Source organism: Corynebacterium sp. MSK218, assembly GCF_030232655.1.
GTDB lineage: Bacteria > Actinomycetota > Actinomycetes > Mycobacteriales > Mycobacteriaceae > Corynebacterium.
On sequence record NZ_JASPGN010000006.1, the window covers coordinates 83425 to 96979 of the forward strand.

14 protein-coding genes are annotated in these 13555 nt (G+C 60.9%); 3 read left to right on the forward strand and 11 right to left on the reverse strand.

What is annotated here, in order from left to right; all coding sequences use genetic code 11:
• The first annotated feature begins 85 nt into the window (after positions 1–85).
• Positions 86–391, forward strand: coding sequence for a hypothetical protein (locus tag QP922_RS06390; protein WP_284808426.1), 306 nt, complete (start codon positions 86–88; stop codon positions 389–391).
• A gap of 126 nt (positions 392–517) precedes the next feature.
• Here QP922_RS06390 and hpf read toward each other — a convergent pair whose 3' ends face one another.
• The 7 genes from hpf to QP922_RS06425 all read right to left on the reverse strand — a co-directional run bounded on the left by hpf (position 518) and on the right by QP922_RS06425 (position 7390).
• A complete protein-coding gene (gene hpf, locus QP922_RS06395) occupies positions 518–1168 on the reverse strand; it encodes a ribosome hibernation-promoting factor, HPF/YfiA family (protein ID WP_284808427.1) in 651 nt (216 codons plus the stop codon).
• A 171-nt stretch (positions 1169–1339) separates the two neighbouring features.
• Entirely contained in the window at positions 1340–2020 is a 681-nt protein-coding gene (locus QP922_RS06400) for a ComF family protein (RefSeq protein WP_284808428.1), read from the reverse strand.
• 46 nt (positions 2021–2066) lie between these two features.
• A complete protein-coding gene (gene lpqB / locus QP922_RS06405) occupies positions 2067–3776 on the reverse strand; it encodes an MtrAB system accessory lipoprotein LpqB (RefSeq protein ID WP_284808429.1) in 1710 nt (569 codons plus the stop codon).
• On the reverse strand, positions 3773–5557 hold the full coding sequence (gene mtrB / locus QP922_RS06410) for an MtrAB system histidine kinase MtrB (RefSeq protein WP_502869591.1): 1785 nt from the start codon (positions 5555–5557) through the stop codon (positions 3773–3775). Before mtrB ends, lpqB begins: the two co-directional genes overlap by 4 nt.
• 90 nt (positions 5558–5647) lie before the next feature.
• A complete protein-coding gene (gene mtrA, locus QP922_RS06415) occupies positions 5648–6334 on the reverse strand; it encodes an MtrAB system response regulator MtrA (protein WP_070672838.1) in 687 nt (228 codons plus the stop codon).
• A gap of 1 nt (position 6335) precedes the next feature.
• The gene (locus QP922_RS06420; protein WP_284808430.1) at positions 6336–6956 is read right to left on the reverse strand and encodes a dTMP kinase; all 621 of its coding nucleotides are present in this window, start codon (positions 6954–6956) and stop codon (positions 6336–6338) included.
• Positions 6957–7036: 80 nt separating this feature from the next.
• Complete coding sequence (locus QP922_RS06425) at positions 7037–7390, reverse strand: DUF4259 domain-containing protein (protein ID WP_115021364.1); 354 nt, start codon at positions 7388–7390, stop codon at positions 7037–7039.
• A 321-nt stretch (positions 7391–7711) separates the two neighbouring features.
• Between QP922_RS06425 and QP922_RS06430 the strand changes: the two genes are divergently transcribed.
• Positions 7712–8707 carry a DNA-directed RNA polymerase II gene (locus tag QP922_RS06430; protein ID WP_284808431.1) on the forward strand — a complete coding sequence of 332 codons (996 nt, stop codon included), beginning with the start codon at positions 7712–7714 and terminating at the stop codon, positions 8705–8707.
• A 200-nt stretch (positions 8708–8907) separates the two neighbouring features.
• Here the strand turns inward: QP922_RS06430 and manA are convergent, their stop codons facing one another.
• Positions 8908–10137, reverse strand: a complete 1230-nt coding sequence (manA, locus tag QP922_RS06435; protein ID WP_284808432.1) for a mannose-6-phosphate isomerase, class I — start codon at positions 10135–10137, stop codon at positions 8908–8910.
• Positions 10138–10146: 9 nt separating this feature from the next.
• Positions 10147–11100, reverse strand: coding sequence for a MurR/RpiR family transcriptional regulator (locus QP922_RS06440; protein ID WP_284808433.1), 954 nt, complete (start codon positions 11098–11100; stop codon positions 10147–10149).
• Between the two features lie 29 nt (positions 11101–11129).
• Between QP922_RS06440 and cobA the strand changes: the two genes are divergently transcribed.
• Positions 11130–11858, forward strand: a complete 729-nt coding sequence (gene cobA / locus QP922_RS06445) for a uroporphyrinogen-III C-methyltransferase (RefSeq protein WP_284808434.1) — start codon at positions 11130–11132, stop codon at positions 11856–11858.
• On the opposite strand, the gene QP922_RS06450 is transcribed toward cobA, so the two are convergent.
• A complete protein-coding gene (locus QP922_RS06450) occupies positions 11855–12862 on the reverse strand; it encodes a sulfite exporter TauE/SafE family protein (protein ID WP_284808435.1) in 1008 nt (335 codons plus the stop codon). The genes cobA and QP922_RS06450 overlap by 4 nt on opposite strands.
• Entirely contained in the window at positions 12855–13550 is a 696-nt protein-coding gene (locus QP922_RS06455; protein WP_284808436.1) for a sirohydrochlorin chelatase, read from the reverse strand. The genes QP922_RS06450 and QP922_RS06455 overlap by 8 nt, the downstream gene beginning before the upstream one ends.
• Positions 13551–13555 lie beyond the last annotated feature (5 nt).

The window sequence follows — 13555 nt, forward strand, 5'->3', positions numbered from 1 at the left end:
TACCAAAGGTGAATTACGTTCATCTTGATCCTCTTGCTTCCCCGAGGAATGTCCACTCCACGCCCTACACGAAAAGGACTAAACCATGAAGCTTTCCAGGTTTGCCGTGGCCGCAGCCACCTCTATTGCCCTGGCAGTAAGCACGCTCACCGCTCCTGCCGCCTTTGCTGCCGAAGACGATGCCCCACAAGGCGGAAGCGCCATGTGGCTCTACAGCACCATTATGACCAGCGCAGTTCACATCGCTGAAAGCTCCCACGCCCCTAATACGCATCCGACCGAAAACTTCGGCACGGACTTGCTCATCGTTGGCCCGGTAGCTATCGCGCTGATTCCGCTCCAATTCTTGGCCGAGCAAGAAGTCCGCCTATCGAGCCAATTTTCCCTCTAGGAATCCGCCTAACAGCCACAGAGTAAGAAGGCCCTCGCCGCACAGTTCACAGTGCAGCGAGGGCCTTGAATCTTCGGCGACCAGTATGCGCTTGACTTACGCAACTAGACGGGAAGGCGCGAGAGCTTAGCTCTCTTCATTCTCCTCAGTCAGAGAGATGAGGCCGTAGTCGTAGGCATGACGGCGGTAGACCACAGACGGCTTGTTGTTCTCCACGTTGACAAAGAGGTAGAAGTCGTGCCCGACCAGCTCCATCTCACTGAGGGCATCATCGACAGACATCGGGGTAGCCGGGTGCTCCTTGAAGCGCACGATCTGGCCCGGGCGGACATCTTCGACGGTCTCTGCGTACGGATCGATGTAGCGATCTTCCTTGGCAACCTGAGCCGCCTCAGCCTCAGCAACCATCTCAGCGGCAATCTCGCCGGTACCCTTCTGGGCACGGTGGCCGGACTTGACGTTCTCGCGGCGGACCTTGACCTTGCGCAGGGAGCGCTCCATCTTGCTCAGGGCCGTCTCGAGGGCAGCGTAGAAGGAGTCTTCCTTAGCCTCGGCACGTGCAATATGACCCTTGCCCGTGGCAGTGATCTGCAGGCGCTCAGCCTCGGACTCGCGGCGCGGGTTCGGCTCGTGCATCAGCTCTACATGGAAGAACGTCAGAGTCGGATCAAGGCGCTCAATCTTGGCCAGCTTACCGGCGACGCGCTCCTGGAAGTGTTCCGGAACTTCCACGTTACGGCCCGTGATGGTGATTTGAGCGTTGGTCTGCTGGGACATGTAAATGCCTCCCTTTACTCGTGGGGACTGAATGACGCACATTCTGCGGACTATGAGAAGTCCTGTGATGAAAGCTTCTCATCCGCTTCCCTGTGACACCCCTCATGCTACCACTGGTCATAACCAACGGATCGACCGGCCCCCTATTTGCACACTTACAACTGCCGCTTGCTAGGCATCTGCCAGCACAATTGCTCCAACCACGTCACCCCCGACGGCCCTAATCCGCGCGGCGCTCGCGCGCAAGGTAGCACCGGTGGTCACGACATCGTCGACAAGCAGCACCGCGCGGCCCCGAAGCTGCCGCGCGCAGGGACGAAGCAGTACTGCCGCACGCATGTTATCCACGCGTTCACCTGCGGAAAGTTCCGACTGGTCCGCGCTCGATTCGGACGTAGCCAGTGCCTGAAGTGTGCACCAACCGGGAAGCCGCGACGCAGCTGACTCGCACAGTGCGGTAACCGGATCACCACCGCGAGCACGCGCCGAGGACGCCCGAGTTGGCGCTGGGACGAGCAGGGCTGTCTCGGGAATATCGCCGCGCGCACGTAAATAATCGATACCGGCTGCCACCACAGCACCCATATGCCCACGCACCGCGTGATTACCGCGTTCTTTCATCGCGATGATAACGCCACGGCGGGTATCGGAATACGGCCCTAAAGCCCACGTAGGAAACCCCAATGGAATGGGTCGCTCAACTCGGCGCGGCACCTCACGCAGGTGTTCCTGGCAGCGCGGGCACAGCGCCCCACCCGCCTCGGTCTCATCACCGCAGCCGGCACAAGGGCGCGGCAGAATAAGCTCCACGAGCGAAGCCGCAAGCTCCCCTATCCCCCAATTTTTCGGCATGCTGCCTACTTTAGCCGCGGCCATGGAGGCACGCAGAGGGCTGGATTTAGCGCGGAATGATGGGAGAAGAACGCACGCCGCGCAGCCCATCGACCTCACGCCAGTAGGAGCTCTCCGAGCCTCCTGCCGGCAGCTGCAGGAGGGCGTGCGCATCGGTGACGTACAAGGTCGAGGGTGAGGCGGCCACCGCAACCACCGGTGCGGTGATGTTACCGGTCGGCAGCGTCGTAGCTGCGGAACCATCTTGTTCCACGCGCCATACCGGAGAATTGGAGGAGGACGTGCCGACCAGTAGCGAACCATCGGACTGCCACTCCACGGACAGTGCCGAACCAGTGAGCTCCGGACCGACCTGGTGGACGTTGACGATGCGCCGCTCACCGGAAGTAGCTCGGGCGACGACACCGGTGTAAATGCTGCCATCAATAATCATGGCGATGCGTGCGCCCGTAATGGACAGGCGGATGACGGAAATCTCGCCATCGATAGCGTCCAAGGCAGAGGTATCCACTTCCGAAGTACTGAGTTCACCCGTGGCTGGCGAGCGTGTCACGCGAACAACGTGCTCGCCATCGACAACGGTCCACGCCACTTGGCCACCCACTTCGAAAGTAGGGCGAGCGAGCGTTGACCCGGTGACGGAATCACCGAGGTCTTGGCCGAATTCGCCCATCGATAGTTGCGACTCGTCCTTGGAGCGTTTGCGCACTGCAGCCACGACGCCTTCATCGGAAATGTCGGCAGATTGGATGTCGTGGATCTGTCCGGCCGGCCCGGAAAGCTCCACGGGTCCGTCCGAGGCGACATCAAGCAGGGAGCCATCATTGACGGCGTAGAGCTTTGCCACTGACTGCGCAGCCACCTCAGGGTTAAACTCTGCAAAGTCATCGATGGTCATCTCTTCCATGCCGTCAACCATTGGGCTGCCATCGATCGTGGCCCGCACGGTGCTGGCCACCTCCGCATTGTTGAGCGTCCACACCAGCTGGGCCGCGAACTTTAACCGTTCTTCTTGCGACATCCCTGACATGCCACTGAACTCATAGACCCCCTCATTGAGACCAAGGAACGTGGCGTCCTTGGGTACGAGGGAGGAAATAGCCGGGGCAATATCGGAGGATGGGCCTTGGAGCAGCAACGTCACCAATTCGGCAGCGATGGAATCTCTGCCGGTGTAGAGCCACCTCCGGTCCGCCACCAGCATGCGTTGGGTGACATCGTAGAAATACAAGGACTGCGGACGGTAGCGGTTGCGCAGCTCCGTGCGCTCAATGACAGCACCGGTGGGAAGATCCGTAATCCGCCATTGACCATCGAATTGGCGCAGGCGGACGGTCGCCTCAATCCGCGAGTTATCGGGCACATAGGCGCCGCCATCCGCGAGGCGGCCAATAATATTGCCGCGAACCGAGTACTCCAGCGCTCCATCTTCCATCTTGGAGGTCACGAGGTCGATGGAATCGACAACCAAGACGGTATTAGTGGGGTCCCAGGTATTCGCAATATCGGAGGCCAAGAAGGTACGCGCAGCGGCATAATTACCTGCCGGGATAGCAGCAGCGGAATAAAAGTCACGAATGAGCAGGTCCGGGTCGCTATCAGTGCGCGGCTCCACGATGGCATCCTCTGCCCGCTCGTGTGGGACGAATGTACCGATGACTTGGGGATCGGTGTTGCTGGGCAGCGTCGAACATCCCACGAGAGCAGTCAGCGACACACAGCTGAGTACCGCCAAGATACGACGAGCGGGGATCATCGCTGGGCCTCCTCATCGAAATCGGGCACGTTCTCCTGGTTAAACGGCGTCTCGTCCTCTACCACTGTAGGGCGGGACTGGCGTTCCGAGGGCCAGACAATTCCAGCATCGTCACCAGTGGCCTTGGTGCCTTCTTCCGGGCCCACTTCAGGATCGTTGTGTGATGGGAAATCTGCATCCACCGTGACAGCGCTTCCACCACGGTCCGTGGCGCTTTCTGCACCGGACATGCTGTCCGTGGCCAAGCCGGCAGCGCTCACACCATACGGCAGCGCCGCCTGTTCCTCAGCTTCCACTGCCGCCGGTTGTGGTGCTCCCGGTACTTCCAAGGCAATGGGCTCGGACTCTATGGACTGGCCTGGGGTGCGCGGAAGAATGAGGCGGAAGCGCGAGCCGACGCCAAAGTAACCGATGGCGTCGAGAGTGCCGCCGTGCAGCATAGCGTCCTCACGTGCAATAGCTAGGCCAAGCCCAGTTCCGCCCGAATGGCGCTTGCGCGACGAGTCCGCACGCCAGAAGCGGTTAAACACAAGCTCCTCTTGGCCTTCCTTGAGGCCGACACCGGAGTCGGTAACGGCGATTCCGACGGCGTCGTCAGTCGTGGCAACATCCACCGTTACGGGATTTCCCTCAGAGTGGTCGATGGCATTGGCAAACAAGTTACGCAAGACTCGCTCAACTCGGCGCGAATCGCACTCCACTGCCACCGGCTCCGCTGGTGCGTTGATGCGGACCTCGACGCCAAGCTCTTCTGCCAAGTGCTCCACTTGGCTCATCGCCGAATCAATGCAGGAGCGGATGTCAATGGACGCAGTAGACAGGTCCGCCACGCCGGCATCGTGACGCGAAATCTCCAGTAGGTCCGCCAAGAGCTCTTCAAAGCGATCCAGCTCCTTGATGAGCAACTCTGCCGAGCGCTTGGTGTAGGGGTTGAAATCATCGGCATCAGCAGCAATGACATCGGCGGCCATGCGCACTGTGGTCAACGGCGTGCGCAGCTCATGGGAGACATCTGAGGTGAACTGGCGCTGCAGGTCACCGTATTCCTCCAGCTGCGCAATCTGCTTGGAGAGCTTGTCGGCCATGTCATTGAAGGAGGAGGCCAGGCGGCCCATCTCGTCATCGGAGTTAACCACCATGCGCTCGCGCAGGTGGCCGGCGGCAAGACGCTGTGCAATACGTGAGGCAGAACGAATCGGGGTAATAACCTGCTGGGTAGCTAGCCATGCAATACCCACGAGCAGCACCACAACGACCACGCCGGCAGCGGAGAGCAAACCGCGCATCAGTGCCATCGTGGATTCCTCTGACTCCATCGAGAGCACGAGGTAAACCTGCGTATTCGGAATATCACACTCGATGGGCGTGCCGACCATCAGCGCGTTATAGGTCGCGCCCGATTGTTGGTCCACGGTGGCGTATTGCTGCACGATTTGCCCTTGGCCCACGAGCTCACGCATTCCATCTGGGATGCGGTAGCCCTCCGGCGAGGTTGTCGCCGTGCCATCAGGATTGTCCACCACCACAACGGGTTCGTAGACCGCTTGGGCATCGTTTTGTTGCGCCGACATCTGCCCCAATGCTGCGCGCGCTGAGTTGATACGCACCTGCGTCGAGTTTGCGGTACCCGTGGCATCAATCTGCTGTTCCACGGCCACGCGCGCACGGTCGAGCTCCTGCAGAGCAGTCTCTTCCTTCTGGCTTACCAGCTGCTGCGTCAACACCGACACCAGCGCGTACGCCAAAATCAGCATGACCACCGCAGAGGCCACGAGCATCATGCCGATGACGCGTGTCTGCAGGGATGTACGCCAGCGCTCGACGACGCCATCCCTGACTCGCCTCAACCCATCAAAAATAACGGCTGTCCTTTACTCGCCGACTTTGCCGGTCTTATATCCCACACCACGCACGGTGAGCACAATCCGCGGGTCTTCTGGGTCGTGCTCGATCTTCGCGCGTAGACGCTGCACGTGCACGTTAACGAGGCGAGTATCGGAGGCATGGCGGTAGCCCCACACGGACTCCAGCAAAGCCTCACGGGTGTGGACCTGGCCAGGTTTACGGGCCATCTCCAGCAAGAGATCAAACTCCAGCGGGGTCAAGGAAATTTCCTCGCCGCCCTTGCGGGTGACGGTGTGTTCGGGAACGTCGATAAGCAAGTCCCCGACCTCAATCATCTCACCGGAGGAAGAATCCGAGCGACGCAAACGCGCGCGGATACGGGCAATGAGCTCCTTCGGCTTAAAGGGCTTGGTGATGTAATCATCCGCGCCCGATTCCAAGCCCAGTACGACGTCGACGGTGTCCGTCTTCGCGGTGAGCATGACAATCGGCACGGAGGACTCGGTACGGATGGCACGGCAAATATCCACACCATTCATGCCCGGCAGCATGAGGTCCAGCAAAATCAGGTCTGGGTCATGGTCGTGGAAAGCCGGAATGGCCTCATTGCCGTCATTGACGGCTACAGGCTCCAATCCTTCGGCTTCAAGCACGATGGTGAGCATTTCGGCAATTGCCGGGTCATCATCCACAACCAAGATTTTCGGTGCCACGTTACTGTTCTCCTACGAGGTCCTTGACAGATTGAATAATCATATCGGCATCCGCGGTGGCGATCCACCGTCCTGCCCACTCCTGCTGCGCGAGGCGCCGGTAGGCTGCCGCCGTGCGGGCTTGCAGCCCGGCATCGCGCTCATATCGGTCCCGGGTGCGGCAATCATCGTCGGCAGCGCGGGCTACGGCACGCTGGCCAGCGACAGCAACGTCGGTATCGAGGAAGATCTGCAGTTGCGGAACTGGCAATCCCAAACGCTCAAACTCCAGCTCATAAATCCAGTCAACGACAGATTCTTCGCCCACCCGGGCAGCCGAGTATGCAGCATTAGAGGCCACGTAGCGATCGAGGATAAGCAGAGAACTCGTGTCTTCTGCGGCGGCGAGAAGCTGCTCTTTGGCGCCAAAGCGGTCCAGCGCAAACAGCGTGGCCATGCCGTAGGCAGAATCGGTGAGATCACCCATCTTTCCGTACAGCGCCTGCTGCGCCAGCTGCGCGTGAATGGAGTCCTCATAACGCGGGAAGCTCATGACTGAGACCTCACAGTCAAGTTCCTTCCGCAGGCGTTGGGTGACGGTGTTTTTTCCGGCGCCGTCAATGCCCTCAATACTAATCAGCATGCTGAGTGAAAACCCTTTGAGTGACAACTCTTAAAAATGTACAGTCCGCACATACGCATGCGGACCCCAACAACGGATGTCTAGGACAGTGCCTCAATGAAGGCTTCGAGATCATAGTCTTCCTCGACTCCTTCGAGCAGTTCCAAAGCATGCTCGTGGAGGTTTTCACTTCCAGAACCTGCGAGGTCGCGGATGAAGGGGTAATCCTCCACAACTTCACCGGCGCTGAAGGGAGCGCCTGCCCAGATGGCGGCGATGGTGGCGGCTGCCAGTGCGTTGCGCTGTTCCTCTTCGGTCTGGTCTTCACCGGAGACCGCTAGCGCGCAGGCGTCGTCGACTGCAGCCACAATCTCTTCGTCTTCGAGATCTGACAGCTCATCAAGAAACTCGACGTTAGCCTCGTCAGTGAAGATATCTTCATCCCATGAGCTCATTGGTTTCTCCTTTTACCTAATGCCTGATGCTGAAATCTGAAACTGTGGGGTCGTAGGGCGCCGGCACGGCACCACACCGCTAGGTGAGGTCTCTTACCCACTTTTTACCATTCTTTGGACAGTGTCACGCAGGTCTCCGCAGTTCCGTGTCTAGGGCCACGGTAGTGCACAACTCTGCACCAGCGAGCACAAGCCCGCCTGCACTTTTCTGTCAAAAGCCTGTATGCGAGCAGGGATTATAAGGTGAATCCTTGGGTTCACCAGGTTTCATGCTATCGTTGTTACCGACTTGTGACCTTGTGCGAGGAAAGGAGATTCAGGATGACCAGCACCCCACGCCGAGTCCTCGTATTTATTGCGGCCGGTCTCCTTCTCGCTGTTGCCATTGGCACGGTGGTCTGGCGCACGAGCGCCCCGAACTCCGTTGTCACAGAACCTTCGGCAGCCACGGCTGAGACCAGTTCTTCGGCGCCGCAGACTTCCTCTTCTGAGCATTCCTACACCACCACGTCCTCCGCCCCGCAGCAGAAGACGTCCCAGGAGCAGATTGCAGCCCCCGCAGAAGATCCCTACTTGGCACCGAACGCTGTCTTGGACCGCACGGAGCCAGCTCAACCCACAGCTGTCTACCGCCCGGATAACGTCTCATCGCTACACAATCAGCAACCTCAGGACACTGCGCAGTCACAGGCTACGAACAATCCGCAGGTACCTAATAGCTCACCGGAATCTTCTGCTGCTGCTAGTGCTACTTCCTTGCCTGGTGCACCGACCCCAGGTTCCACCAACAACGGCACCCCGAGCACTGAGCCCACCGCTCAGCCAGCGCCGCACACTGCATCTCCGCAGGATGCGCCGGATGCGCAGCACAACAACCGCGCTGAGCCTGGCAGCGCGGAGCCCCAGGTGTCCACTGCTCCGGAGCACACCCACGCTCCGGATGCCCCTGAAAACTCTCGGGACACGCAGCCAGCGGGCCTCGCCCAGGAGGCCCCAAAGCCTCAGGAAGAACCGCACAGCGATGTAAGGTTCAGGGAACCGACTGCCGAGCAGGAGAAGGCTCAAGACTCGCAAGAGGCGCAACAGGAGATTGCGGATAAGCTCGCTGAGCTGGAACGCGAGCGTGAACAGGATGCTTCCCGCACAAACGAGGCACCTAAGCCTGCTGCTCCTACCGACGATGCCCCCGCGGCCGACGAGCCTGCTGCTGAGCAGCCAGATTCGGCTGAGCCTGCCGGGGACAAACCCACTGCAGACGCCCCCCACGCTGGAGCAGCCGACGACCGAGGAACCGTCCGCACAGATAGCGTCCACTGACTCTGAAGGGACGCGAACGGACTCGGCTGCCGAAAGCAACTCCGCTAAGGACGAGGACAAGGCACCCGTAAAGGCCGAGGTCCCGGTGGCACCGGAACTTCCCTCCTCCCCAGAGGAATTGTCAGGACTGTCCGGCCGCGCTTAGAAATCGCCGCCGCAGCTGGTGAGTTGTCGCAGCGCTCAGGTGATTCGTGTCGCGTTTATACGCGGGCGATGAACACCTGCGCGCTGTTCTTACCCGCAGCTCGCACGGAGGCAGCTGGGTCGCCGGCCGGAATCCAAGCGGCATGGCCGGCGCTGAGCGCAACACTCTCATCGCGCTCGTTGTTGACGTCAACGGCGCCGGAGGTGCACAGCACGATTACGGGGCCGTCAAAATCAACGTCAACAGAATCCTCACCGGACAGCTCCACGCGGTCCAGTGCGAACTCCTCAATCGGCACCGGATAGGACCATGCCTGAGCGCCGTGGACGTTGCTCTGAGCTGATTTATCTACCTGCGGCACGCGCGGGTCCTTCGCGGCGGAGTAGGTAAGAACCTTGACTAGCTCCGGAACGTCCACAAACTTTGGAGTCAGACCGCCGCGCAGCACGTTATCGGAGTTGGCCATGATTTCCACGCCGAGGCCAGAGACATATGCATGCAGCTCACCAGCATTGAGGTAGACCGCTTCGCCCGGCTGCAGCACGATGTGGTTCAGCAACAGTGCGCCGAGGACGCCAATATCACCCGGGTACTGCTCGTTGAGCTTAGCCACGGTCCCCATGACCATGCCCATCCACTCTTCGCCTGCGCCTTGGTCGCGGAGGCGCTCACCGGCGGCCACGACGGCAGCGATAAGCTCCTTGCGCTTAGCGCTCGGAATGGTAATCCACGTGGTGAACAGCGCGCGCAGATTATCGCCCTCTGCTTCCGGCTCGTCCGCGAGCATGCTGACGTAGTGATCAAGCTCGGGGCACTCCAGGGTGGTGAAGAGACGGCGGGTCTGCTCCAAAGGACGGAAACCTGCCATGGCGTAGAACTCTGTCAGCGCCACGATGAGCTCAGGTTTGTGGTTGTCATCCTTGTAGTTGCGGTTGGAGGCTGTCAGCTCAATTCCTGCTGCGTTCTCACGCGCAAAACCTTCCTCCGCCTGCGCCTTCGACGGGTGCGCCTGCAAAGAGAGCGGCTCAGCCGCGGCAAGAATCTTCAACAGGAAGGGCAAATTCTCCCCGTACTCACCCGCCACACGTGCACCTACCTGGCTTGCTGGGTCGGCGGCAATGATGTCATCGAGGCGCTCACCATCCACTGTGGACGGGTCCGCCGGGTGCGCGCCAAACCACAGCTCCGCCACGGGGCTCTGTGCTTCGGGTTCTCCCAGGAGGGCAGGAATCAGTGTGCGCGAACCCCAGGAGTAGTTGCGGGCAGCGCTTTCGAGCAGCTTCATCGATATCCTCTATTTCACGTCATAGGCGGTCGCGGCATAGCTCCGCGTAATCAACTGCAGCGCGCGGGCCAGATCCCCACTGGAGGGGTCGGCGCTCGCCGCAGCGAATGAATGGGGCAGGTTCGCCTCTTCCTGTCCCCATAAAACAATTTTCAAGGGTACCAAAGGCTCCCCATCTTCAAAGGGGTCGTGGAAGATGTCAGTCGGCGCGTCTTCCAGAATCGGCCCTAGGCCTTCCGCATCCACGACCGAGCCACCCAGGCCATGCGTTGCCCAGATAGCGCCTGCCATGCGGGCAACGAGCGCGCCTAGATGCACGCGCGTTCGTTCCTCAGAGAAGGCATAGGGGTCTGGGCCACTGCTGTGGATGACGCGGCCGCCCTCAGCAAACTCACGCAGCGCACGGCCTGGGTTCGTGGTGGAATCCCGCTGTGGGGACAGGGCTTCGATTTCTCGATCCACGGCCTCCGCCACGTCCTCCAGACGGCGCGCAACCAGCTCGGGGTCTTCGCTCAGCACCGCCTGTACCGCATGTAATGCCACGATAGCCCGAACGGGGGAGGTTCCCTCCGCCGTGGGAAGTTGGTCTATCACGATGGTGCTGTCAGGAGCATCCTCCACCTCGTTGAGGAGAATGGTGGTGGCGCCGCGCCGAGCAGCGTCGTGCAACGCGCGTTCTGACCACGGGCTCTCCCCCGCCACGACGACCACGTCGAGTGCGCCGACGAAACGTGGCAACGATTCGCTGACCGCAATGGGCACGTCTGCAGGTTCTGCAAGCCCCATTGCCACGTGCGCAGCGGCCCGGGATATCTGGTCCGCAGCGAGGATGACGAGGGAACGCGGACGCATGCCGCTCAATAACCGGGCAAGGTCTGGCACGGCGGAGGCTACGACGCGGGCTTGGGCACCTTCGTGGGCAACGTCGAAGAAGCGCACGGTTTCGGGGTCATAGGATGTCATGAGCTCGAGCATAGCTAGGATGAGGGACCATGAGCATTCATCCGGTAGTCCTCGTTGGCGGCGGCCCGGGCGCGTGGGACCTCATTACGGTGCGCGGCATGCAAGCTCTACAGGCTGCGGACGTCATTGTGGCCGATCACCTCGGCCCCACTGCACAGTTGGACCAGTTGTGTGATGTGGACGCCAAGGAGCTTATCGACGTCTCCAAGATCCCCTACCACAAGCAGGTTGCGCAGGAGCGAATCAACGAGATCCTCATCGAACATGCCCAGGCGGGCCGCCGGGTGGTCCGTCTTAAAGGCGGCGATCCTTATGTCTTTGGCCGCGGTTTCGAGGAGCTGACCGCGCTTACGGAGGCTGGCGTTCCCGTGGAGGTTATCCCCGGGGTAACCTCCGCCGTGGCGGTGCCGGCGCTGGCGGGCACTCCCATCACGCACCGCGGCATGGTGCATGCTTTCACGGTGGTCTCTGGCCATCTCCCGCCGGGCCATCCGAAGTCATTGGTGGATTGGGCAGCTCTTGCCCGCTCTGGGGCGACGCTCTCGGTCATCATGGGTGTGAAAAACGCTGCAGCTATTGCCGCGGCGCTTATCGACGCCTCCTTAAGCCCCCACACCCCCGTCCACATCATCCAAGAGGGCTCGCTGGCTGAGGAACGTGCATTCCGGTGTGAGCTGGCCGAGCTCGGCACCACGATGGAGGCTCATTCCGTGGCACCGCCGGCTGTCATCGTTATCGGCGAGGTCGCTGGACTTTAATCCGAGCTCGCGGCCGACACCCCGACGCGGGCTGTTTCTGCCGTGTCCGCAGAGCTAGCGGCGGAGCCATTCGGCTCCGAGGAGCTCACGACGCGGCTGCCTCCACGCGTTGGGCTCGAGGGGTGGCCCTCGTAGTTCTCTTCGCGCTCGTGGCGCTTGCGGCGGCGGTTAGCCCACACGGTAAGGGTGACGCCTAGCACCAGTGCGGCGATTTGCAGGCCCACAATAACGCCGTGCGGCAGCGCCCAACCCACGGCTTTAGGCACATTGAGGGCGACAATAGCCGTACCGACGAAGCCGCCCAGCAATGCGGGGTTAATGCGGGAAATCAGCCACGCCGCGATAGGTGCAGTGATCATGCCTCCGATAAGAAGCGCCACCACTGCTGCCGCATTGGCAACAATCTCATGCCACAAGCCCACGATGAATCCGGCAGTAGCACCGAAAGTTACGAGGAATTCCGCGGTGTTCACCGTGCCGACGATGCGACGCGGCTGTTCACGGCCGACCGCCATGAGCGTCGACGTGGAGATTGGCCCCCAGCCGCCGCCACCGGAGGCATCCACGAAGCCGCCCACAATGCCTAGGCCGGTAAGGAATGGGGTGGAATGCGGTCGCGAGGTGGAGGTTTTCTTTGGGCGGAGACGGGAGAAACGCCACACCAAGTTGATGCCCAAAATGAGGAGGATGGTGGAGGTAACCGGTGCTGCGGATTCTAGGGAGAGGTTGGACAGAACTGTCGCGCCCACGAACGCTGAGATGGCGCCTGGGACCCCGAGCTTGAGCACCGTTGGCCAGTGCACGTTGCCGAAACGCCAGTGGCTGATACCGGAGACGAGGGTCGTTCCCAACTCCGAGGTGTGGACTATGGCAGACGCCGTTGCTGGGCCGAGGCCCGCAAGGAGCAAGATGGTCGTGGAGGTGACACCAAAGCCCATGCCGATGCCGCCATCAACGAGCTGTGCAGCGGCACCCGCAAGGGCGATGAGAATGAGGCTACGCATGAGCCACCTCCTGGAAACGTTGGGACACGATGTCCGCTAGGGCTTCCCCTAGCGGTGGTAGCACCGTTCGGTGCTGTGGGGTCGATGGATTGTCGGAATGGGGAGCAAGGCGGTCAAGCAACAAACCAGAGCTGACGAACAGCGGCAAGACCACTTCGCTATGCGAACTAGCACCGCGATTTCGATTCTTACTGCGAGACGCGTGAGCGTCTCGCGTGGCATAGGCGGCTTCAGCCTCACATCCGGTGAGCTCACCCACGCGACGGGCGAGATCCGCAACAGCGGCATTAGCCTGTTCGTCGGAGGAACCAACGGAGTAAACCACTACCTTATCGGCGCCGGCAGGAACCCGCGCGGCGAGAAGCTGGGCCATATCCTCACCAGTGCCGAGGCCGCGGGCTCGACGCAGAGGAAGACCAGACGATGCAGTGGCACCGTTTATCGCGGCGGGCACGTCCACGCGCTGGTGATAGCCCTCAGTAAAGAGCAGCGGGACGACAACTGCATCACGTACACCGCGCTGAGCCATCTCCTGTGCTGCGGCCTCCAGGGTCGGTTCATTGAATTCGAGGTGCGCGGCCTTAGCCGGAACGCCGGCAAGTTCACCTGCGGCGCGGGTCAGGGCCTCCACGTGTGGTGCGGCTGCGGGGTGACGCGAGCCGTGCGACAACGTAATGAGTGCGGTCATGTTGG